At 73.8% G+C, this 21,055-nt stretch carries 17 protein-coding genes; 11 read left to right on the top strand and 6 right to left on the bottom strand.

What is annotated here, in order from left to right:
* Window positions 1-19: 19 nt before the first annotated feature.
* On the bottom strand, window positions 20-1,054 hold the full coding sequence (locus tag ACME2J_RS04125; RefSeq protein ID WP_495543607.1) for a carbon-nitrogen hydrolase family protein: 1,035 nt from the start codon (window positions 1,052-1,054) through the stop codon (window positions 20-22).
* Entirely contained in the window at window positions 1,051-2,721 is a 1,671-nt protein-coding gene (locus tag ACME2J_RS04120) for an acyl-CoA dehydrogenase family protein (protein ID WP_495543606.1), read from the bottom strand. The genes ACME2J_RS04125 and ACME2J_RS04120 overlap by 4 nt, the downstream gene beginning before the upstream one ends.
* 114 nt (window positions 2,722-2,835) lie before the next feature.
* Here ACME2J_RS04120 and ACME2J_RS04115 point away from each other — a divergent pair, with 114 nt between their 5' ends.
* Together ACME2J_RS04115 and ACME2J_RS04110 are read left to right on the top strand one after the other, a co-directional pair.
* On the top strand, window positions 2,836-4,326 hold the full coding sequence (locus ACME2J_RS04115) for an NAD(P)/FAD-dependent oxidoreductase (protein ID WP_495543605.1): 1,491 nt from the start codon (window positions 2,836-2,838) through the stop codon (window positions 4,324-4,326).
* 1 nt (window position 4,327) lies between these two features.
* A complete protein-coding gene (locus ACME2J_RS04110; RefSeq protein WP_495543604.1) occupies window positions 4,328-5,380 on the top strand; it encodes a carbon-nitrogen hydrolase family protein in 1,053 nt (350 codons plus the stop codon).
* Window positions 5,381-5,405: 25 nt separating this feature from the next.
* On the opposite strand, the gene ACME2J_RS04105 is transcribed toward ACME2J_RS04110, so the two are convergent.
* Window positions 5,406-6,170 (bottom strand): SDR family NAD(P)-dependent oxidoreductase, encoded by a 765-nt coding sequence (locus tag ACME2J_RS04105; RefSeq protein WP_495543603.1) that lies wholly within the window; start codon window positions 6,168-6,170, stop codon window positions 5,406-5,408.
* Window positions 6,170-6,931 (bottom strand): SDR family NAD(P)-dependent oxidoreductase, encoded by a 762-nt coding sequence (locus tag ACME2J_RS04100; RefSeq protein WP_495543602.1) that lies wholly within the window; start codon window positions 6,929-6,931, stop codon window positions 6,170-6,172. The genes ACME2J_RS04105 and ACME2J_RS04100 overlap by 1 nt, the downstream gene beginning before the upstream one ends.
* A 130-nt stretch (window positions 6,932-7,061) precedes the next feature.
* On the opposite strand from ACME2J_RS04100, the gene ACME2J_RS04095 reads away from it, so the two are divergent.
* Genes ACME2J_RS04095 through ACME2J_RS04085 form a run of 3 tightly spaced genes read left to right on the top strand, consistent with a single transcriptional unit; the run spans window position 7,062 to window position 11,150 of the window.
* Window positions 7,062-8,777 (top strand): glycosyltransferase family 2 protein, encoded by a 1,716-nt coding sequence (locus ACME2J_RS04095; RefSeq protein WP_495543601.1) that lies wholly within the window; start codon window positions 7,062-7,064, stop codon window positions 8,775-8,777.
* Window positions 8,777-9,808, top strand: coding sequence for a glycoside hydrolase family 26 protein (locus ACME2J_RS04090; RefSeq protein WP_495543600.1), 1,032 nt, complete (start codon window positions 8,777-8,779; stop codon window positions 9,806-9,808). Before ACME2J_RS04095 ends, ACME2J_RS04090 begins: the two co-directional genes overlap by 1 nt.
* A 52-nt stretch (window positions 9,809-9,860) precedes the next feature.
* Window positions 9,861-11,150, top strand: coding sequence for a cation:proton antiporter (locus ACME2J_RS04085; protein WP_495543599.1), 1,290 nt, complete (start codon window positions 9,861-9,863; stop codon window positions 11,148-11,150).
* A gap of 26 nt (window positions 11,151-11,176) precedes the next feature.
* Here ACME2J_RS04085 and ACME2J_RS04080 read toward each other — a convergent pair whose 3' ends face one another.
* Complete coding sequence (locus tag ACME2J_RS04080; protein ID WP_495543598.1) at window positions 11,177-11,881, bottom strand: LuxR C-terminal-related transcriptional regulator; 705 nt, start codon at window positions 11,879-11,881, stop codon at window positions 11,177-11,179.
* 282 nt (window positions 11,882-12,163) lie between these two features.
* Between ACME2J_RS04080 and ACME2J_RS04075 the strand changes: the two genes are divergently transcribed.
* Together ACME2J_RS04075 and ACME2J_RS04070 are read left to right on the top strand one after the other, a co-directional pair.
* Window positions 12,164-13,846, top strand: a complete 1,683-nt coding sequence (locus ACME2J_RS04075) for a glycosyltransferase family 2 protein (RefSeq protein ID WP_495543597.1) — start codon at window positions 12,164-12,166, stop codon at window positions 13,844-13,846.
* Window positions 13,843-14,928, top strand: coding sequence for a glycoside hydrolase family 26 protein (locus tag ACME2J_RS04070; RefSeq protein WP_495543596.1), 1,086 nt, complete (start codon window positions 13,843-13,845; stop codon window positions 14,926-14,928). Before ACME2J_RS04075 ends, ACME2J_RS04070 begins: the two co-directional genes overlap by 4 nt.
* Here ACME2J_RS04070 and ACME2J_RS04065 read toward each other — a convergent pair.
* Window positions 14,909-16,114 (bottom strand): glycoside hydrolase family 113 protein, encoded by a 1,206-nt coding sequence (locus ACME2J_RS04065; RefSeq protein WP_495543595.1) that lies wholly within the window; start codon window positions 16,112-16,114, stop codon window positions 14,909-14,911. The genes ACME2J_RS04070 and ACME2J_RS04065 overlap by 20 nt on opposite strands.
* A gap of 250 nt (window positions 16,115-16,364) precedes the next feature.
* Between ACME2J_RS04065 and ACME2J_RS04060 the strand changes: the two genes are divergently transcribed.
* The 4 genes from ACME2J_RS04060 (at window position 16,365) to ACME2J_RS04045 (ending at window position 20,974) form a co-directional block, all read left to right on the top strand.
* Window positions 16,365-17,030, top strand: coding sequence for a response regulator (locus ACME2J_RS04060; protein ID WP_495543594.1), 666 nt, complete (start codon window positions 16,365-16,367; stop codon window positions 17,028-17,030).
* 108 nt (window positions 17,031-17,138) lie between these two features.
* Window positions 17,139-17,882 carry a sensor histidine kinase gene (locus ACME2J_RS04055; RefSeq protein WP_495543593.1) on the top strand — a complete coding sequence of 248 codons (744 nt, stop codon included), beginning with the start codon at window positions 17,139-17,141 and terminating at the stop codon, window positions 17,880-17,882.
* A 232-nt stretch (window positions 17,883-18,114) separates the two neighbouring features.
* Window positions 18,115-19,947 (top strand): glycosyltransferase family 2 protein, encoded by a 1,833-nt coding sequence (locus ACME2J_RS04050; protein ID WP_495543592.1) that lies wholly within the window; start codon window positions 18,115-18,117, stop codon window positions 19,945-19,947.
* 4 nt (window positions 19,948-19,951) lie between these two features.
* Window positions 19,952-20,974 carry a glycoside hydrolase family 26 protein gene (locus ACME2J_RS04045; protein WP_495543591.1) on the top strand — a complete coding sequence of 341 codons (1,023 nt, stop codon included), beginning with the start codon at window positions 19,952-19,954 and terminating at the stop codon, window positions 20,972-20,974.
* Window positions 20,975-21,055: the final 81 nt, after the last annotated feature.

Below are 21,055 nucleotides of genomic sequence, written 5' to 3'. Positions count from 1 at the left end.
GGCGTATCGGTCTCCCGGCTCACCGCGCGGCCGGCTCGCGCTCGAGGAGCTCTCCGGCGGGGACGTGATCGGGCAGGTCGGGCGAGGGGCTCCAGCGATGGCGGCCGAGCCGCGACTTCAGCGCGTACTCGGCCTTGCCGTACGCGTTGCCGCCGTACCAGACGAGGTGCGCGCTCACCGGGAACTGGGAGTTCCAGAACGTCCGCGGGGTGGCCTCGCGCGGTGCCGGGTCCGCCTCGAGCGCGACCTCCGCGCACACGTAGCCCTCGCCGTCGGCGAGGCTCATGCGCGCGAGCCGCCGGCCGTCGGCGTCGCAGATCTGGGTCTCACCGATCATCGGCGCGCGCCACGGGAGGAACCGCAGGAGCGGCGTCTGGATCTCGAGGGGTCCGACGTGGGAGCTGTAGACGACGGGGACGCCGAGGAAGCGCGCGCAGCGGCCGGGCAGGTCGCGGCCGTACTCCTCGAGGAGCGCCTGGTCGCGGTCCTTGAACCACCTCCGGGTGAGCGGCCAGTCGGGGTAGGAGATGAAGTGCATCCCGCCGCCGAGGAGCTGGACGCGCCCGCGGAGGCGCTCGATCGTCTGCGTGCGGCCCCACTCCCAGCCGCAGGCGAGGCCGAGCGACCCGATCGACGTCCGCGCGACGCCGTCGTCGTGCCCGGGCCGCGTGTACGCGTTCTCCCAGAACGACGGGAGGTCCTTGTCGTGGAGGTGGACGGCGCCGTCGGGCTCGCACAGCGCGTACGTCCCGCGCGTCTCGTCGCCGCGGACCGCGATGTACCCGCCGCCGACGAGGCACCCGTGCTCGCGCGCGAGGTCCCGCAGGACGTGGAGCGGCTCGCCGTCGACGGGGCGCGCGACGGACTCCATCGCGCGCCCGTACCCGTTCGGCGAGGTCATCGCCTCCGGGAGCATGATGAGGTCCGGCGAGTGCTCGCGGGCGGCCTGCCCGACGAGGTCGGCGCAGCGCCGCAGGTTCCACTCGACCTCGCCGAGGCGCAGCGTGGGCTGGATCGCGACGGCCCGCACCGTCCGGGACTCTCCGGCGCTCACGCGGACGCCTCCTCGGCGGTCGCGCGCGCGACGATCGCCTCGGCGTCGACGCTCGGCGGGAGGACGCCGAACGTCCCCTGGCCCACGTCGTCGAGCCGGGTCGCGCAGAACGCGTCGGCGACGAAGCCCGGCGCGTGGCGGACGAGCTGCGCGGCCTGGATGGCCCGCGCGACCCGGCCCGTCACCTCGCGGGCGCGGCGCTCGTCGAGGCCGCCGCCCGAGAGGTCGGCGCGCAGCGAGGCGGTGGCGGCGTCGAGCCGGCGGTTCCCGCCCGCGGCGGCGTCGAGCTCGCCGAGCACGGCGTCGACGCACTCCGGCTCGCGCGCGAGCGCGCGGAGGACGTCGAGCGCCTGCACGTTGCCCGACCCCTCCCACACCGACATGAGCGGCGCCTCGCGGTAGGCGCGGGGGAGGCGCGACTCCTCGACGTACCCGTAGCCCCCGAGGCACTCGAGCGCCTCGCCGAGGTGCATCGGCGCGCGCTTGCAGACCCAGTACTTGAGGGTCGGGAGCGCGAGCCGCCGGAAGGTCGCCGCGGCGGCGTCGCCGCTCGCGTGGTCCTCGACGGCCCGGGCGAGCCGCAGGCCCGACCACGCCGCCGCCTCGCTCTCGAGCGCGAGGTCGGCGAGGACGGCGGTCATCGCGGGCTGGTCGACGAGCCGCCGGCCGAACGCGACGCGGTGGCGCGCCCAGTGGATCGCCTCGCTCGTCCCGAGCCGCATGACCCCTGCGGACCCGAGGACGCAGTCGAGCCGGGTCCCGGCGATCATCGCCATGATCGCGCGCACCCCGCGGCCGGGCTCGCCGATCATGTGCCCGCGGGCGCCGTCGAAGTGGACCTCGGCGGTCGGGTTCGAGCGGTTGCCGAGCTTGTCCTTGAGGCGGTCGATCCGCATGCCGTTGCGCGTCCCGTCCTCCAGCCGGCAGGGCACGAGCAGGCAGCTGAGCCCCTCGTCGGTCTGCGCGAGGACGAAGACGGCGTCGGACTGCACGGCGGAGACGAACCACTTCTCGCCGGTCACGCGCCAGCCGCCGTCGCCGTCGCGCGTCGCGGTCGTCGTCGAGCGGCGGACGTCGGAGCCGCCGGAGCGCTCGGTGAGCGCCATGCCGACGAGGCCGCCCGCCTTCTCCTGCGGGCCGAGGTCCCGCGGGTCGTAGCGGGTGCTCGTCGCGAGCGCCTCCCAGCGCGCGGCGACGTCGCCCTCCTCGGCGAGGCGCAGCGCCGGGATGGAGGCGGCCGTCATCGCGATCGGGCAGGTGACGCCGGCCTCCGCCTGCGCGATGGCGATGAAGCGCGCGGCGCGCGCGACGTGGGCGCCGCGCGCGTCCTCCCGCCACATCCCCCCGGCGACCCCGGCCTCGACCGCGGCGCCGAGGATGTCGTGCCAGGCGGGGTGGAAGGCGATGTCGTCGGTCCGCGCGCCGGAGCGGTCGTAGGGGACGTGCTCCGGGGGATGCTCGTTGGCCGCGAAGCCGGCGTCGAGGAGCTCGAGGCTCCCGGCCCGGGCGCCGAAGGCCCGGACGGAGTCCTCGTGCGCGCTCGCGCCGTACGCGCGCAGCGCGTCCATGAGCGCCTGGTCGGTGCCCGCGAGGTCGAGCGGGCCGAGGCGCGGCGGCTGCGGCGGGGCGGGGGTCGCGGTGGCAGGGGCGTCGGCGAGCGTGCTCATGCCCCGATCCAACCGATCTCGGCGGGCCGCGGATAGGGTGATTCCCCCGCTCCGGGGACAAGGTGTCCCCCCGGTGGTGATGGCGCGCCGGCGCCCGCCGCCTACGGTCGTCCCATGCCCTCGCCGACCGCTGCCCCGTCCACCTCGCCCGAGACAGTCGACGTCCTCGTCGTCGGCGCGCGCTGCGCCGGATCCGCCGCCGCGATCGCGCTCGCCCGCGCCGGGCGCCGCGTCGTCGCGATCGACCGCGCGTCGTTCCCGTCCGACACCCTCTCGACGCACGTCAACTTCCCCTCGTCGGTCGCGGAGACCGCGAAGCTCGGCGCGCTCGAGCGCGTGCTGCGCTCCGACCCGCCGCGCTGCCGCTACGGGATGATCGAGGCCGACGGCGCGCGCTGCCTCCAGCGCTTCGCCGAGGTCGACGGCATCGACTACGGCATCTGCGTCCCGCGGCCCGAGTTCGACATGGCGCTCGTCGAGACCGCCCGCGCGGCCGGCGCGGAGGTGCGGGAGAAGACGTCGCTCGACCGGCTCGTCTGGAGCGACGGTCGCGTCGCGGGGGCGGTCGTCCGCGACGCCGACGGCGCCGAGCACGAGATCCGCGCGCACCTCGTCATGGGCGCCGACGGCCGCCGCTCGGCGGTCGCCCGCCTCGTCGGCGCGGAGCGCCCCTACCGCGGCTCGCGCAACGGCCGCGGCTGCGCGTTCTTCTACATGGACGACCCGAAGGTCGGGACCGAGTGGCGCGATCGGCTCATCCAGCTGCGGATGGCCGACACCCACGCGCTCATCTTCCCGTGCCCCGACGACCGCGTCCTCTGCCTCTTCATGGGTCCCCGGGACGAGATCCCCGACGCGCGGCGCGACCAGGAGGGCTTCTGGGAGCGCATGCTCGAGGAGAACCCGGCGGTCGCCGAGCGGCTCGGCGGCGCGACGAACATCACGAAGCTCCGCTCGACCGGCGACAACCCGGCGTTCTTCCGTCGCTCGGCGGGCCCCGGCTGGGCGCTCGTCGGCGACGCCGGGCACTTCAAGGACCCGATCATCGGCCAGGGCATGCGCGACGCGATGCGCTTCGGCCGGCTCACGGGCGCCGCCGCCGCTCCCGTCCTCGAGGATCCGCAGGCCCTCGACGCGGCGCTCCTCGCCGTCGAGGAGCGGCGTGACCGCGAGTGCATGGCGACCTACCACTGGGGCAACCGCGAGTCGCGGATCTTCCCGGTGACGCCGCTCGTCAAGGAGGCGCTGACGACGTGGGACGGCGCGGAGACGCCGCACCTCCTCCACATGTTCGACCGCGTCCGCAAGCCGCACCGGGTGCTCAACCCGCTCGTCGGCGCGCGCTTCGCGGCGAAGGCGGCCCTCCGGCCCGGCGCCGACCGCAGGGCCCTCCTCGACGAGGTCCTCGAGGAGGCGCGCCTCGACCTCGGGATCTGGAAGGACGACCTCCTCTTCCGCTTCCGCGCCCCGCGCCGGACGCGCAACGAGCGCCAGGACTGGGTGTGGCCGCCGGAGCGGCCTGCGGCGGCGCCGGCACCGCGTCCCGACGCGGTCGCGACGGCCGCGTCCGCCGACACGTCCACCCCCGACCCCGTCGCCGCCTGACATGACCGAGATCCCCACGAAGCGCGTCGTCGCGATCCAGCTCGCCGTCCGGCTCGGCGAGAAGGAGCGCAACCTCGCCCACATCGCCGACATCGTCGGCCAGGCTGCGCGCGAGCACTCGCCGGACATGATCTTCATGCCGGAGAGCGCCAACCACCCCAACGTCAACCACCCCGTGATGCGCGAGGCGACCGAGCCGGTGAACGGCCCGACCCTCGCGCTCTACCGGCGGCTCGCCCGCGAGCACGGGTGCGTCGTCGGCGGCGGGTTCCTCGCGGTGCGCGGCGAGGACGCGAAGGGGACCTACGCGGTCTGCGAGCCCTCCGGCGCGGTCCATCTCCACGACAAGGACCAGCCGTCGATGTGGGAGAACAACTACTACGCCCCCGGCACCGACCCGGGGATCGCCGACCTCGAGGACGGCCCGATCGGCGTCGCGAACGGCTTCGAGTGGCTGCGCAGCCGCACCGCGGCGCGGCTCCGCGGCCGGGTCCGGATCGTCGCGGGCGGCATGTGCTTCCCGTCGTTCCCCCAGTGGCGGCTCACGAAGCCGTGGTTCTGGGACCGCGAGCACGCGACGATGGTCGAGCTCGCGCGCGAGACCCCCGGCCGGATGGCGAGGGTCGTCGGCGTGCCGTGCGTCCACCCGTCGCACGTCGGCGACGTGACGATGCGCACGCCGTTCGCCCGCGCGATCGCCTGGCCGACGATCATGCTCGGCGAGACGCAGATCTGCGACCGCCACGGGACGACGATCGAGCGGCTCTCCTACGAGGACGGCGAGGGCTACGTGTGCGCCGACGTCGAGTGGACCGAGGCCCGCCCCGAGAACCCGGTCCCGCCGCGCTTCTGGATGCCGGTCCTCCCGTGGACCGTGCACGCCGTCTGGTACGCGACGAACGCCGCCGGTCGCGCGAGCTACGAGCGCCGCAAGCGCCGCGGCGCGCACTGGTGGCAGCAGGTCGGCGAGTCGGGCGACCTCCCGCCGTGCGTCCCCGCGGGCATGCTCCCCGACCCGGCCCACACCTCGAACCGGATTCCTGCGGTGCCATAGCGCCGCAGGAATCCGGTTCGGCTGCTCAGAGCAGCGACGCGGTGAGCCCTCCGTCGATGCGGTAGGCGCTCCCCGAGCACCACGACGAGCGGTCGGAGGCGAGCCACGTCGCGAGCTTCGCGACGTCCTCCACCGTGCCGTAGCGCCCCTGCTTCTGCAGGATGACCGCGTCGAAGTCGTCGAGGCCGAGGCCCTCCTCGAACGCGTCCTTCTGCTTCGACACGAGCTCCGTCTCGATGAAGCCGGGGAGGATGGCGTTGCAGCGCACCCCGTGGTCGCGGAACTCGACCGCCGTCGTCTGCGAGAGGTTGACGGCCCCCGCCTTCGCCGCGGCGTAGTTCGCGATGAGCGGCGAGCCGCCGGTCGCGGTCGCGGACGCGATGGTGACGATGCTGCCGCCGCCGCTGCCCGCCATCGCGAGCGCCGAGTGCCGCAGCGTCGTGAAGACGCCGTCGAGGTTGACGGACGTCACGCGGCGCCAGTCCTCGAGGGACATCTCGGCGATCGGCTGCACGTGCCCGACGCCGGCGTTCGCGACGGCGACGTCGAGTCCGCCGTTCGCCGAGGCGACGTCGCCGATCCACGACTGGACGGCGGCCTCGTCGCGCACGTCGCACTCCGCGCCCCCCGCGGCGCCGATCTCCTGCGCGGTCGCGGCGACCTTGTCGCCGTCGATGTCCGAGAGGTGGACGGTGGCACCGGCGGCGATGAGCGCCTCGCCGATGGCGCGACCGATACCCTGGGCGGCACCGGTGACGATCGCGGTCTTCCCGGTCAGCGAGGGCGCCATCAGAGGAGGCTCCCCGAGAGGCCGCCGTCGAGGACCATGTGCGAGCCGGTCTGCCAGTCGGAGTCGTCCGAGGCGAGCCACGCGACGACCTCGGCGACCTCCTCGACCGTTCCCATGCGGCCCTGCTTCACGGCGACGATGTCGCTGAAGTCCATGCCGGTCATCGCCTCGACCTTCGGCACGAGGCGCTCGACCATCGCGGTGTCGACGAACGCGGGACAGACGGCGTTGACGCGGATCCCCGCCTCGCGCAGCTCGACGGCCCACGTCTCGGTCATGCGCAGCACGCCCGCCTTCGAGGCGCAGTAGCCCGAGAGCAGCGGGCAGCCGCCGAGCCCGGCGACCGACGCGATGTTGACGATGTTCCCCTTCGACTCGGCGAGCGCCGGGATCGCCGCCTGCGTGCATCGCAGGACCCCGAGGACGTTGATGTCGAGCATGCGGGCGACGTCATCGACGTCGAGCTCGGTGACCGGCGCGCCGACCTCGATGCCGGCGTTGTTCACGAGGATGTCGAGACCCCCCAGCGCCTCGACCGCCTGCGAGGTCGACTGCTGGACCTCCTCGGTCGAGCGGACGTCGCAGCGCAGCCCGATCGCGCCCCCGCCGATCCCCTCGGCGGCCTTGACGGCCCCCTCCTCGTCCATGTCGCTGAGCGCGACACGCGCGCCTCCCTCCGCCAGGCGGCGGGCGATCGCCAGGCCGATGCCGGTCGCGGCACCGGTGACGAGCGCGCGGCGCCCCTCCAGTTCTCCAGACATGAGGGCGATGCTCTCGGGACGGGGCCCCCGACGGGGTGGTGCGGTGCGACAACGGGCCGTGGACGCTTCGTCGCGGCGGCCCAACGGCTCGGGCGCGTTCGCGCCCGCGCGCGACCACTACCCTTCGTACGTGCACGACGTCGCCGAGCGACACCGACGGGGTTCCCGCACGGCAGCCGACTCGATCCCGGTCGTCACGGGACTGCGGCGACTCGACTACCTCGTGCTCACGGTGCTCTGGGTGCTCGTCAACGGCCTCTTCTGGGGCTGGTGGCTCCTGCCGGAGCACCGCGGCTCCACGGGGTTCTTCGTCGTCGCCACCGCCGCCCTCGCGTACCTGGTCACGATCCTCCCGAGCTTCTTCTGGTTCTTCGTCGGGCGGTCGGAGCGCCCGTCCGAGCCGGAGGCTCCTCCGGGCATGCAGGTCGCGATGATCACGCTCTGCGTGCCCTCGCACGAGTCGATGGACGTCATCGCCCGTCAGCTCGAGGCGCTCGCCGCGGTCCGCTACCCGCACGACAGCTGGGTGCTCGACGAGGGCGGCGACCCGGAGGTGCGCGCGCTCGCCGCCGCCGCGGGCGTGCGCTACTTCACCCGCAAGGGCGTCGCGCGGTACAACGAGCCGGGTCCGCCGTTCCAGGCGAGGACGAAGGCCGGGAACGTCAACGCGTGGCTCGATCACGTCGAGGCGGAGGGGATCGAGTACGACGCCTTCGTGCAGCTCGACATCGACCACCTCCCGTCGGTGGACTACCTCGACCGCACGCTCGGCCACCTCGGCGATCCGCAGGTCGGGTGGGTGCAGGCGCCGAGCGTCGCCGGCAACCTCGACTCGTGGGTCGCACGCGGCCTCGCCGAGCAGGACGTCGTCCTGCAGGGCCCGCTGCAGATGGGGTTCTACGGGCACACGCGGACGCCGTTCATCATCGGGTCGCACACGACGTACCGGATGTCCGCGGTGCGCGAGATCGGCGGGTTCCAGCCGACGCGCGCGGAGGACCACCTCGACACCGTCGTCCTCGCGGCCAACGGCTACCACGGGGTCTACGTGCCGCGCATCATCGCGCTCGGCGACGGGCCCACCGACCTCGCGACCTACCTCGGCCAGCAGTTCGCCTGGGCGTACTCGATGAGCCAGATCCTCCTGCGCCACACGCCGCGCCTCGTCCGCCGGTACGCCCCCCGGCAGGCGTTCCAGTTCCTCATGGCCCAGAGCTGGTACTTCCTCTGGTCGATCGCCTGCGCGGTCCTCTGGCTCCTCCCGATCGCGGCGCTCCACTCGGGGGCGCTCATCGCGGACGTCGAGCTGAGCCGGTTCCTCGTCGCCTACAGCGCGGTGATCGTGACGTCGACGCTCATGTGGTGGTCGGCCCGCGACCTCTTCCAGCCCGCCGGGATCCTCCTCTCGTGGCGGGCGCTCGTCCTCGAGCTCCTGCGGTGGCCCGTGGTCCTCGCGGCGATCGCGAATGCCGCGCTCGGCGTCAAGCGTCCCTACATGATCACCCCGAAGGGGTCCCGCGCCGACCGCTCCGTCAGCGGCCTGCGCCTCTACGGCCCGTACCTCGGCCTCGCGTGGGTCGCGCTCGGCGCGGTCCTCGTGTTCCTGGCCTTCGACGAGGGCGAGTCGGCTCGCTACGTCGCGCTCGTCCTCTTCAACGCGACGACCGTCCTCCTCGCGCTCACGCTCGCCGTCGTCCTGGAGACCCGGGCCATCCGCGAGCGGCGCGGGCTCCGCGCCGCGCTCCGCGAGCGCGGGGCGACGTCTGTCGCGGTCGGTGCGAGCGTCGCCGCCCTCGTGGTCTGCGTCGCGTGGGCCTGGGGGCCGATGGGCGAGGCGATCGGCTGATGCGCGGCCGCCTCGTCACGCTCGCGCTCCTCCTCGTCATCGGCGGCGCCGTCGCGCTGTGGGTGACGGACCCGTGGGAGTCGAAGGCCGAGTACGTCGCGCCCTGGCCGAGGGTCGACCCCGACCCCGCGCTCACGCTCGGCGTCACGACCGACGCCCTCGCCTTCAACGCGCGGGACCCGTGGGAGATCGAGGACCTCGTCGAGGTGAACCGGTTCGAGCGTGAGGCGCGCCACCACGCGGGCATCGTCATGTGGTTCGCCGACTGGGAGTCCGGGGAGTTCGATCCCGAGCGGGCGCGCGCCGTCGCCGAGCGCGGGAGCGTCCCCGCGATCTCGTGGGAGCCGTGGGACGCCTCCGACCCCGCGGAGGAGGACCAGCCGGAGTACCGGCTGAGGACGGTCCTCGCGGGTGAGCACGACGAGACGATCGTCCGCTGGGCGCGCGACATCGCGGCGTACGGGGAGCCGCTGCGCATCCGCTTCGCCCACGAGATGAACGGCCGCTGGTATCCCTGGGCGGAGAAGGTGAACGGCAACCGTCCTGGCGAGTTCGTGGCGGTGTGGCGCTACGTGCGGAGCATCTTCCGCCGTGAGGGCGCCGACAACGTCACGTGGGTCTGGTCCCCGGTCACCGGAAACGTCGAGCGCAGGTTCTTCCCGGGCGTCGACGAGGTCGACGTCGTCGGGCTCGCGGGCTTCAACGGGGGGACCGAGCTCTTCCGCCGCGAGTGGCGGTCGTTCGGCGAGGAGTTCGGGGCGGCGCTGCGCTACCTCGAGTACATCGCGCCCGACACGCCCATCGAGATCTCCGAGGTCGCGAGCGCCGAGGTCGGCGGGGACAAAGCCGCCTGGATTCGGGGGATGTTCGAGGAGATCACGCGCCACCCCGCCGTCGCGTCCGTCGTCTGGTTCAACGCCGAGAAGGAGACGAACTGGAGGATCACGAGCAGCGAGGAGGCCCGCCGCGCCTTCGCGCAGGGCTTCGACGCCGCGCTGCGGCGGGCCGAGCTGCGCGAGGCAGAGGGCTGACCGCGACGACGACGATCACCCGGCGCCTGCTGCGGGTAGGGCGTCGTGCTGCGTGACCCCTCCACTCGCCGCCTCCAGCGGGATCGACCTCGCGGACCCCTACGTCGTCGGCCTCGCGTTCCTCGGCGTCGCCGTCCTCGCCGCGATCGCGGCCCTCTCCCACCAGGCCGAGCGGGCCTACTCGGCGAGCCTCATCTACCTCGGGGTCGGCGGCGTCGCGGCGGTCGCCATCGAGGTCTTCAGCATCCGGTGGCTCTCGCCGTTCGCCGACAGCGAGGTCATCGAGCGGATGGCCGAGCTCGCCGTCTGCATCGCGCTCTTCGCGACGGGGCTGAAGCTCGACCGGCCCGCCCGGCCTGCGGCCTGGGGATCGCCCGCGCGTCTCCTCGGGCTCGCGATGCCTCTCACGATCGCGGCCATCGCGGTCTTCGGCAGCGTCGCGATGGGCCTCTCCGTCGGCGCCGCGATCGCTCTCGGCGCGGTCCTCGCTCCGACCGATCCGGTGCTGGCCGGCGACGTCGGCGTCGGCCCGCCCGGAGACGAGGACCGCAGCGAGCCGCGCTTCGCGATCACCGGCGAGGCGGGCCTCAACGACGGCCTCGCCTTCCCGTTCGTGTGGCTCGCGGTCGTCGTGGCGGCGGACGGCGACGAGGGCACGCTCCTCGAGTGGGCGCTCTCCGACGTCGTCTACAAGCTCGTCGTCGGCGTCGTCGCCGGGGCGCTCGTCGGCTACGGGCTCGCCGCGGTCTCGGTGCGCCTGCGCGAGCGCCGTCTGCTCGCGCCCGAGCTCGACGGGTGGCTCGCGGTCGCGGCCGTGCTCCTCCTCTACGGGGTCGCCGAGGCGCTCAGCGGGTACGGGTTCCTCGCGGCGTTCGCGGGCGGCCTCGCCTTCCGGCGCTACGAGTACACGCACGACTACAACAAGCGCGTCCACGAGGGTGCCGAGACCGTCGAGAAGTTCGCCGAGCTGACGATCATCCTCCTTCTCGGCAGCGCCGTGACGGTCGCCGGCGTCGGCGAGCCGGGGGTCGCCGGCTGGCTGCTCGTGCCGCTCTTGATCCTCGCGATCCGGCCCCTCGCCGTCGCGGTGTCCCTCGTCGGCTCGCCGATGACGGGCGGAGAGCGAGCATTCGTCGGCTGGTTCGGCGTCCGCGGCATCGGCTCGCTCTACTACGTCGCCGTCGTCATCGGCTCGGGCGTCCTCTCCGACGCCGAGGAGCGGACGCTGTTCTGGACGGTCGTCGCCGCCGTCGTCACCTCGATCGTCGTCCACGGCGCGACCGCCGCGCCGCTGAGCCGGCGCTGGCTCCCCGAGCACGCAGGGGGAAGGGACGCCGCGTGAGGGCGCGCCGGGCCGCCCGCGCGCACTCAGCGAACGCCGGCCGCCGGGCGGTCCACGGGCGTGACGCCGGGGCCGAGGCCCGCCGCCGACTCCCGGGCCGCCGCGGCGACGAGCTCCCCGGCGAGGGAGACGGCCTGCTCCCGGGAGGAGACGCCGAACTTGCGGAAGACGTGCTTGAGGTGCGTCCGGACCGTCGAGGGCGAGAGCTCCATCTCGTGGGCGATCTCGACCGTGGAGAGCCCCGAGCGGAGGAGGTCGAGGACCTCCCACTCGCGGTCGGAGAGGGGGCTGCGGACGGGCCGCAGTCCGACGCCCTCTCCGGGGAGGCTCCGAACGGCCTCGATGAGCCGGCGGGTGAGGCGGCGTGAGACGACCGCCTCGCCGCGAGCGAGAGCGCGGACGACGCGCGGGAGCGCCGCCGGGTCCGCGCGCTTGGTGAGGAACCCGTCGGCCCCGGCGCGCAGCGTCGCGAGCGCCGCCTCCTCGTCGTCGTGGTGGGAGACCACGAGGAGGGTGGTGCGCCCGTCGGAGGCGCGGACCGCTGCGACGATCTCGGGGTCGCAGATCTGGTCGACGACGACGTCGGGCGGATGGGCGTGCGTCGAATCGACGAGGTCCTCGACGTCGAGTCGGACGACGGCGATGTCCTCGTCGCGGGTGATCGCCTCGGCGAGCGCCGCGGTGGCGTACGGGTCGCGCTCGGCGACGAAGACCCGCAAGGGCCGAGGCATGAGGTCACGGTAGGCCGGAACCTTCGCGGCGCTGGGTGAGAGATCCGGTGGGCGCTGGTGGCATTCCTCACCCGTGCTCGAGGGAGGGTTCACCCGGTCTCCCCCCGTGCTGCGGGCAGTGTCACGAACGTGCATGGTCCAGTCGCCCCCGAGGCGAGGTCACGTCAGATCGGTTCCAGGAGCGCCCCCCTCGGGGGAGGCACGGCCACGCTCACCCAGGCGCAGGGCGAGGTCCTGCGCTGGCCCGGCGCCGTCGGCTTGCCGGGTCCCCCCGTCGACGCGGTGCCCGCCGAGGCGGGTGCGCTCGTCCGCAGCGGAAGCGCCCGCCTCGGCTACTGGGCGCTCGCCGCCCTGTGGCTGCTCGTGAACGCGCTCTTCTGGCCCTGGTGGCTCCAGGGCGATCGCGCGGGAGCGTGGTGGCTCTTCGCCCCGGCGACGATCTCGCTCGGCTACGTCTTCACCGCGCTCCCGACCATCTACTGGTTCTTCCTCGGCCGCGCGCGCCGCCCGCCGGAGCGCGCCGCTCCCCGCGGCATGCGCGTCGCGATGATCACGCCGTGCGTGCCGTCGCACGAGTCCTTCGACGTCATCGCCCGCCAGATGGCCGCGCTCGCGCACGTCCGCTACCCGCACGACAGCTGGGTCCTCGACGAGGGCGACAACCCCGACGTGCGCATGATCGCGCAGATGTGGGGCGTGCGGTACTTCACCCGCAAGGACGTCGAGAAGTGGAACCGCCCCGGGCCGCCGTTCCAGGCGAAGACGAAGGCCGGCAACGTCAACGCGTGGCTCGACCACATCGACGACGAGGGGATCGAGTACGACGCCTTCGTCCAGCTCGACATCGACCACATCCCGTCTCCGGACTACCTCGACCGCACGCTCGGCCACCTCCGCGACCCGAACGTCGCGTGGGTGCAGGCGCCGAGCGTCGCGGGGAACCTCGACTCGTGGATCGCGCGCGGGCACGCCGAGCAGGACGTCGTCCTGCAGGGGCCGCTGCAGATGGGCTTCTACGGCCACACGCGGACGCCGTTCATCATCGGCTCGCACACGACCTACCGGATGGGGCCCATCCGCGAGATCGGCGGCTTCCAGCCGACGCGCGCGGAGGACCACCTCGACACGGTCGTCCTCGCCTCGCGGGGGTACCGCGGCGTCTACACGCCGGAGGTGATCGCACGCGGGGACGGCCCGGAGACGCTCGCGACGTACCTCGGCCAGCAGTTCGCGTGGGCGTACTCGATGGTCGGGATCTTCCTCGAGCGCACGCCGCGTCTCCTGCGCCGCTACGACCCGCGGCAGGCGTTCCAGTTCCTCATGGCCCAGAGCTGGTACATGCTCTGGTCGCTCGCGTGCGCGGCCCTCTGGCTGCTGCCGATCGTCGCGGTCGTCACCGGGCACGTCATCGCCGAGATATCGATCGCGGAGTTCGCGGTCGCCGGCGGAGCCGTGCTCGTCACGTCGACCCTCATGTGGTGGACCTCGCGCGACCTCTTCCAGCCCGAGGGCGTGACGCTGTCGTGGCGCGGGCTCCTCCTCGAGACGGCGCGCTGGCCGATCGTCCTCTCCGCGGTCGTGAACGTGCTGCTGCGGGTGAAGCGCCCGTACATGATCACCCCGAAGGGGCGGCCGCCCGGCGCGCTCCCGCCGGGGGCCCGGCTGTTCGGACCGTTCCTCCTCCTCGCCTGGGTGGGACTCGCCGCCGTCGGCGCCTTCCTCGCCGAGGGCGGGACGAGCCCGGCCGCAGGCCACCTCGTGCTCGTCTACCTCAACGTCGTCACGCTGCTCGCGCTCGTCGCGACGACGGTCGCGCTCGAGCACCGCGACGCGCGCCCGCACGTCGGCGCCGTCACGGCGCTGCGCCAGCGGCTCGGCACGCTCGTCGTCCTCCTCGTGACGTTCGCGGCGACCGCGGGCGCGGTCGCTGCGACATGGGCGCCGATGACGGAGGCGCTCGGGTGAAGCGCGGCGGCCCCTCGCCGACCGTCCTCCTCTCCGTCGCCGTGCTCGCGCTCATCGCCCTGCGCGTGGCGGAGCCGTGGTCGACGGCGTCCTCGGCGCGCGCGGGGCCCGGTCCGTGGGGCGCACCCGCCGACCGCGCCGAGGGCGACCTCGAGCTCGGCGTCACGACGCTCGCCCTCGCCCGCAACTCGTGGAAGCCGTGGACGCCGGCCGATCTCGTCGAGGTCGATCGGTTCGAGCACGACGCGCGCCGGCACGCGGACATCGTCATGTGGTTCGCCGACTGGGAGTCCTCGGAGTTCGACGCAGCACAGGCTCGCGCGGTCCGCGCGCGCGGGAGCACGCCTGCGATCGCATGGGAGCCGTGGGACGCGTCGCGGCCGACGCCGAACCAGCCCGCGTACCGCCTGCGCACGATCATCGACGGCGAGCACGACGCGACGATCCGGCGCTGGGCGCGTGCGATCGCGAAGGACGGCGGCCCGCTGCGAATCCGGTTCGCGCACGAGATGAACGGCGCCGCCTACCCGTGGGCTGAGCGCGTCAACGGCAACCGCCAGGGCGAGTACGTGCGGGCATGGCGGCACGTGAGGCGGATCTTCGATGCCGAAGGCGCCCGCAACGTGACCTGGGAGTGGTGCCCGGTCGCCGGCGCGCTCGACGCGGGCCTCTTCCCCGGCCAGGACGAGGTCGACGTCGCCGCCGTGTCGGGCTTCAACGGCGGCTCGGCCGTGTTCCGCCGGCGCTGGCGCTCGTTCGTGGAGGCCTTCGCGGCGCCGCTGACCCGCGTCCATCAGCTCGCCCCCGCGCTGCCCGTGGCCGTCTCGGAGGTCGCGAGCGCGGAGGCCGGCGGCGACAAGGGCGCCTGGATCACCGCGATGTTCGACGAGCTGCGGCGCCGGCCCGAGGTCACCTCCCTCACGTGGTTCCACGTCGACAAGGAGGTCGACTGGCGCATCACGAGCTCGGAGGACGCTCGCGCCGCGTTCGCCCGGGGGCTGCGTGCCACGCGGGGTCGCCCGCCTGCGTTCGGGCCCCCGTCGGCGCTCGGGACGCTCGACCCTACGCGTAGCGGTCGATGAGCGCGCGGAAGGTGCGGAAGGCGGGCTTCGGCGAGTAGTCGTCGCGCATGATCCCGTACTGGCTCTCGAAGCTCGAGACAGACGAGTCCGCGTCGCGGAGGTCGAACCAGCGGTAGCCGCTCACGCCGTACCGGCGACCGTGGTCGACGACGGCCTTCACGATCGCGCGCATCGCCGCCTGCTGCTTGCTGTCGGTCCGGCCGCCGCGGCCGGTGGGATAGCCGCTCTCGACGAACGTGATCGCCGAGTGGGAGAGGCCGGCGCGCCTCAGGTAGTCCTTGCGCAGGACGCGCATCGCCCTGATCGTCGCGGTGCGCGCGCCGGCCGTGAGGCTGCTCGACGCGATCCGCGGACCCCAGGTCCCGGGGTAGGCGTTGATGCCGACCCAGTCGACCGCGCGTGAGAACCGGCGCCCGCCCATCCGGCGGAGGGAGCGGAACCAGTCGCGCTCGCGCCTGCTCTCCGCGTAGGCCCAGTTGAAGCCGATCGTGAGGTGGCCGTAGCCGCGCTTACGGGTCTCGGAGTCCGCCGCGACGATGCCGCGGACGAGGGCGCGCTTGGCCCCCCGGTAGGCGCCGTCGGAGGCGTCGGCGGATGCGCTGACGTTCGCCTCGTTCGTCACCTGGAGGTGCGTGACGCGCTCGTTCGGGCCGAGCTGGCGCACCCGCGCGCGGACGAACTCGGCGAAGCCCCTCACGTCGCCGCGGGACGACCGATAGCGGAGGACGAGCTCGACGTGGAGCCCGCGCCCCGTGTAGTCCTCGATCTGCGTCGTGAGCCACGAGGGGATCTCGTCGGCGTCGGAGCGGTCGGTGAACTCGTCGTAGAGGTGGACGACGAAGGGCCGCTCGTCGTCGGGCCGCAGCTCCTCGAGCGCCGCGCTGCGCAGGCGCGGGATCTCGGGGCGCGGCTCCCCGCGGCCGTTGACCGCGCCGGCGCCGCCGCCGGGGTAGATGCCGAAGACGACCCGCTTCGACCGGGCGGCGCGACGACGCTCGCTGCGGACCCGCGCCGAGCGGGCGCGAGGGGTCTCCTGGCTCGCGCGCGCCCGGGCGTCCGATGTGCTGTCGCTCGCGGCGCTCGCCGATGGGGCGGCGGGGCCGCCCGCGCCGAGCGCGAGGACGACGATGCCGAACGCGAGAGCGGCGAGGAAGGCACGGAGGGGAACGGACCGATGACGCGCCATGTGGTCGCGATCGGCCGTGTGCGGACTTCCTCCCCCTCCGACCCCCATGACGTGGACGAAACTCGCACGAGAGGGGGAGGAAATTCAACGCCAATGGTGAGACCCTGTGGTCCGACCGGGAGATGTGTCACCCGGCCGAGGTCCGTCCAACGTGATGCTGATGGGTGGTGGCATGGCTCCCCATGGCGGCGTATCGGAAGGCGACATCGGTCGAGGGCACCCTGCGGCGTCCGACGAGCCTCTCGCGCGCTTGCGCGCGGTCTGCGCCGACGGCGACCCGCTCGCCCGCCGCGTCGTGAAGGAGACGCTGCGAGACGCCGGCGTCACCGTCGTCGCGGAGGCCGCGACCGGCCTGGAGGCGGTCGAGCTGGCCGTGCACTACGTGCCCGACGTCGTCCTCGTCGATGCGAACCTCGCCGCACCCGACGGCCTCGAGACGATCCGCCGGATCCGCGGCCGCAAGCCGGAGATCCGCGTCGTCATGCTCATGGCGAGCGACGACGAGGACCTCGCGCTCGCGGGCCTGCGCTCGGGCGCGGTCGGCGTCCTCACGAAGACGCTCGAGCTCGAGACGCTCCCGCGGGTGATCATCGCCGTCGCCGCCGGCGAGGCCGCGGTGTCGCGGCGGCTCACGCGGCGTCTCGTGCGCCAGTTCCAGGACGCGCGGGAGGGCATGATCGGGCTGCGGCCGGTGCGCTCGGCGCTCACCGACCGCGAGTGGGAGGTCCTCGACCTCCTCTGCGCGGGCGGGAGCACCGACAGCATCGCCGACGAGCTCGTCCTCACCGTCGAGACGGTCCGCTCGCACGTGAAGGGCATCTTCCGCAAGCTCGGCGTCTCCTCGCGCGCCGAGGCCGTCGCGGAGGCGCGGCGCCTCCGCGGCGAGGCGGGCTCGCCCCCGCCGGTGCGGCACTGAGAGCGCATCTGCGCCAACTCTGCTCCCGAGGCTCAAGTTCCCGGTCGATCCCGCCGAAGAGGGGCGGCAGGGAGGCGTCGACGAGACCTCGTGCGAGGACGACGACGTATGTACAGAGAGGACGAACGGACGACCACCGCGGCCGCCTCGCGCGGCGGCCGGCTGCTCGCCACGCTCGCGCACGAGCTCCGCACGCCGCTGTACGGGGTCAGCGGGATCGTCGAGGCGGTCCGCGCGGAGCGGGCGGAGGAGCTCGACCCGTCGCTGCTGCGTGATCTCGCGACGATCGACGCGGCGGTCCGCGAAGCCCTCCGCATCGTCGACGATCAGGTCGAGCTCGCCCGTCTCGGCGCCGGCACGGTCGCGGTGCGCCCGCAGCCCGTGGACGTCGCCGCGCTCGTCGCCGAGCTCGGCGACCTGCTCGCGGCGCTGCCGCGTGCCGCCGGCGTCGAGCTGCGTGTGGACGAGCCGCCCTCGGACCTGCCGCGCCTCACGAGCGACCGGGGCAAGATCGCGCAGGTCGTGCGCAACCTCATCGCCAACGCGGTGAGGTTCACGGCCGAGGGCCACGTGCGGCTGCACGTCGAGCGAGCTGACGACGACGGCGTCGCCTTCGTCGTCACGGACACCGGGCCCGGGTTCGCCCTCGAGACCTCGCGACGCTTCGGGCGGCCGGTCCGACCGCCGGAGGTCGCCGCGCACGGCCTCGGGGGGACGGGGCTCGGCCTGGCCCTCTGCGAGGAGTACGCCGCCGCGCTCGGCGGCCGCCTCGAGGTGCGCAGCGTCGCGGGTGAGGGGACGTGCGCGACCCTCACGGTTCCTGGCGCGCCGGCGCTCGCCCGGCGCGGCTGAGCGCCCCCGCCCGCCGGAGGGGCGCCCGGGGGGCGGGATCGAGCGCCAAGGCGCATGATCTGCGGGGTTTCTCGCGTCGGCCCCTCGGGTTTCCCCCCTGTCCGAGCGGAGCGTCGCGGGTTCGGCTGACACAGTCCCCCAAGGAGCCTGGCCGGCCTGGGGCGGTTTGTTCCCCCACGTCGCCACCGTCGCGTCACCCAGCCGGGACGGGATCTGCGTCAACGCTGTCGCCGTGCCCGATTCAGCTGGTTCCAGTGCCCGGTTCTCGGTCGTCCAGGATCCGCCCGCCCCGGCGTTCGTCCCCAGCCCGCCCGCGAGCCGGACGCCGCCCCCGCCGCCCGCGGGCCGGACGCCGCCCCCGCTGCGCTCCGCTCCGGCGCGCCGCCGCGCCCGCACCAGCCTCCCGGTGCGCGCGGGCGCCGGCCGGCTCGCCCACCACGCGACGACGGTGCTCTGGATCATCGTCAACGCGGGCTTCTGGACGTGGTGGCTCGCGCCCGGCCAGCGTGGGTCGACCGGGATGTTCATCGCGGCGACGATCCCTCTCGCCTACCTCCTCACCGTCCTGCCGAGCTTCTTCTGGTTCTTCGTCGGGCGCGCGCGGCGCCCGGTCCACCGGCCCGCCCCGCGCGGGATGCGCGTCGCCCTCATCACGCCCTGCGTCCCGTCGCACGAGTCGATCGAGATCGTCGCCCGCCAGCTCGCGGCGCTGCAGACGGTGCGCTACCCGCACGACAGCTGGGTCCTCGACGAGGGGGACGACCCCGACGTGAAGGCGCTTGCGGAGGCCTTCGGCGTGCGCCACTTCACCCGCAAGGGCGCCGGGCGGTGGAACCAGCCGGGGCCGCCGTTCCAGGCGAAGACGAAGGCCGGGAACGTCAACGCGTGGCTCGACCACGTCGAGGCGGAGGGGATCGAGTACGACGCCTTCGTCCAGCTCGACATCGACCACATCCCGTCTCCGGACTACCTCGACCGCACGCTCGGCCACCTCGACGATCCGCAGGTCGGATGGGTGCAGGCGCCGAGCGTCGCCGGCAACCTCGACTCCTGGACCTCGCGCGGCCTCGCCGAGCAGGACGTCATCCTCCAAGGGCCCCTGCAGATGGGCTTCTACGGCCACACCAGGACGCCGTTCATCATCGGGTCGCACACGACCTACCGGACCTCGGCGATCCGCGAGATCGGCGGCTACCAGCCGACGCGCGCCGAGGACCACCTCGACACGGTCGTGCTCGCGGCGCACGGCTACCGCGGCGTCTACGTCCCCGAGGTGCTCGCCCGCGGCGACGGGCCGACGGACCTCGCGACCTACCTCGGCCAGCAGTTCGCGTGGGCGTACTCCATGGTCGAGATCTTCCTCCGCCACACGCCGCGTCTTCTCCGGAGCTACACCCCGCGTCAGGCGTTCCAGTTCCTCATGGCCCAGAGCTGGTACCCGATGTGGTCGCTGTCGTGCGCGGTCCTCTGGGTGCTCCCGATCGTCGCGCTCCTCACCGGGCACGCGATCGCCGACGTCGAGCTGAGTCGCTTCCTCCTCGCCTCGGGGGCGATCGTCCTCACCTCCACGCTCATGTGGTGGACCTCCCGCGACCTCTTCCAGCCGTCCGGCGTGACGATGTCGTGGCGGCTCCTCGTCCTGGAGGCGGCGCGGTGGCCGATCGTCCTCTGGGCCGTCGTGAACGTCCTCTTCCGCGTCAAGAAGCCCTACATGATCACGCCGAAGGGCGACAAGGCCGAGCGCGTCGTGCCCGGGCGTCGTCTCTACGGCCCGTTCCTCCTCCTCGCGTGGCTGAGCCTCGCCGCCGCGGCCGTCGGGGTGATGGTGGGGGCCGAGCCGTCGACCCAGGGCTACCTCGTCCTCGTCCTCTTCAACGCGACCGTCGCGCTCCTCCTGCTGGCGGTGACGCTGGGGCTCGAGCTGCGGGTCCTGCGCGGACGGATGGGGTTCGTCTCGCTCGTCCGGGGACGCGGGGCGATGGTCGTCGGCTTCGCTGCGACCGCGGCGGCGGCCGTCGTCGTCATGGGCGCGGCGTGGGTCCCGATGTCGGAGGCCGTGCGGTGACCTGATGCGCGGCCGACCACCGCCCCGTCCGCTCGCCGCGCCCGCGGTCGCGGCGACCGTCCTCGCGGCGGTGGTCGTCGCGTGCGCGGGGCCGGCGGCGTCGGATGGGATCGAGGCGCGGTCCTCGACGAGCGCGAAGGCGCTGCGGCTCGGCGTGACGACGCTCGCGCTCGCGCGCAACGCGTCGGTCCCCTGGGACATGGCCGACCTCGCCGAGATCGACGCGTTCGACCGCGCCGCCCGTGCGCGGACGCGCGTCGTCTCGTGGTTCGCGGACTGGGAGTCGAGCCGCTTCGACCCGGTGCAGGCGCGAGCGATCCGGGCGCGCGGCGCGACGCCCAACATCACGTGGGAGCCGTGGGACGTCGAGTCCCGCGGGCTCGCGAACCAGCCGAAGTACCGGCTGCGCACGATCATCGAGGGCCGCCACGACGGGACGATCCGGCGCTGGGCGCGCGCGATCGCGGACTACGGCGGCCCGGTGCGCATCCGGTTCGCGCACGAGATGAACGGCGACTGGTACCCGTGGGGCGAGCGCGCGAACGGCAACCGCCGCGGGGAGTACGTGCGCGCGTGGCGTCGGGTGCACCGGATCTTCCGTCGCGAGGGGGCGACGAACGTGCGGTGGGTGTGGAGCCCCGTCGCGGGGAGCATCTCGCGGCGCCTCTTCCCGGGGAGGAGGTACGTCGACGTCGTCGGCGTCTCCGGCTACAACGGCGGCACCGTCGCCTTCCGCAAGCGCTGGACGGAGTTCTCCGACGCCTTCGCGGGCAGCGTGAGGCGGCTCGAGCAGCTCGCCCCCGGCAAGGACATCGAGATCTCCGAGGTCGCGAGCGCCGAGAACGGCGGCAGCAAGGCGCTCTGGATCCGGCGGATGTTCCGCTGGCTCTCCCGCCGGCCGAACGTCCGGACGCTCATCTGGTTCCACGTCGACAAGGAGACCGACTGGCGCATCACGAGCTCGCGGGCGTCGCGGCAGGCGTTCGCGAGTGGATACGCCGCTCTCCTGCGGCGCGCGCGTCGATGAGGGACGTCCGATGAGGGTGAGTGGCAGTGCGCCAAGTTGCCGTCGGGGTCTCAAGTCGGCCACCTGCGGTGCCGATGTACG

The sequence above is a fragment of the Paraconexibacter sp. genome, assembly GCF_059438195.1.
This window is presented reverse-complemented; position numbering and strand designations above follow the sequence as displayed.

Bases quoted from the DNA above. Each gene is read 5' to 3' on its own strand.
- ACME2J_RS04090 (WP_495543600.1), top strand. From the start codon at position 8,777: ATGCGCGGCCGCCTCGTCACGCTCGCGCTCCTCCTCGTCATCGGCGGC.
- ACME2J_RS04100 (WP_495543602.1), bottom strand. From the start codon at position 6,931: ATGTCTGGAGAACTGGAGGGGCGCCGCGCGCTCGTCACCGGTGCCGCG.
- ACME2J_RS04105 (WP_495543603.1), bottom strand. From the start codon at position 6,170: ATGGCGCCCTCGCTGACCGGGAAGACCGCGATCGTCACCGGTGCCGCC.
- ACME2J_RS04045 (WP_495543591.1), top strand. From the start codon at position 19,952: ATGCGCGGCCGACCACCGCCCCGTCCGCTCGCCGCGCCCGCGGTCGCG.
- ACME2J_RS04110 (WP_495543604.1), top strand. From the start codon at position 4,328: ATGACCGAGATCCCCACGAAGCGCGTCGTCGCGATCCAGCTCGCCGTC.
- ACME2J_RS04080 (WP_495543598.1), bottom strand. From the start codon at position 11,881: ATGCCTCGGCCCTTGCGGGTCTTCGTCGCCGAGCGCGACCCGTACGCC.
- ACME2J_RS04065 (WP_495543595.1), bottom strand. From the start codon at position 16,114: ATGGCGCGTCATCGGTCCGTTCCCCTCCGTGCCTTCCTCGCCGCTCTC.
- ACME2J_RS04115 (WP_495543605.1), top strand. From the start codon at position 2,836: ATGCCCTCGCCGACCGCTGCCCCGTCCACCTCGCCCGAGACAGTCGAC.
- ACME2J_RS04055 (WP_495543593.1), top strand. From the start codon at position 17,139: ATGTACAGAGAGGACGAACGGACGACCACCGCGGCCGCCTCGCGCGGC.
- ACME2J_RS04120 (WP_495543606.1), bottom strand. From the start codon at position 2,721: ATGAGCACGCTCGCCGACGCCCCTGCCACCGCGACCCCCGCCCCGCCG.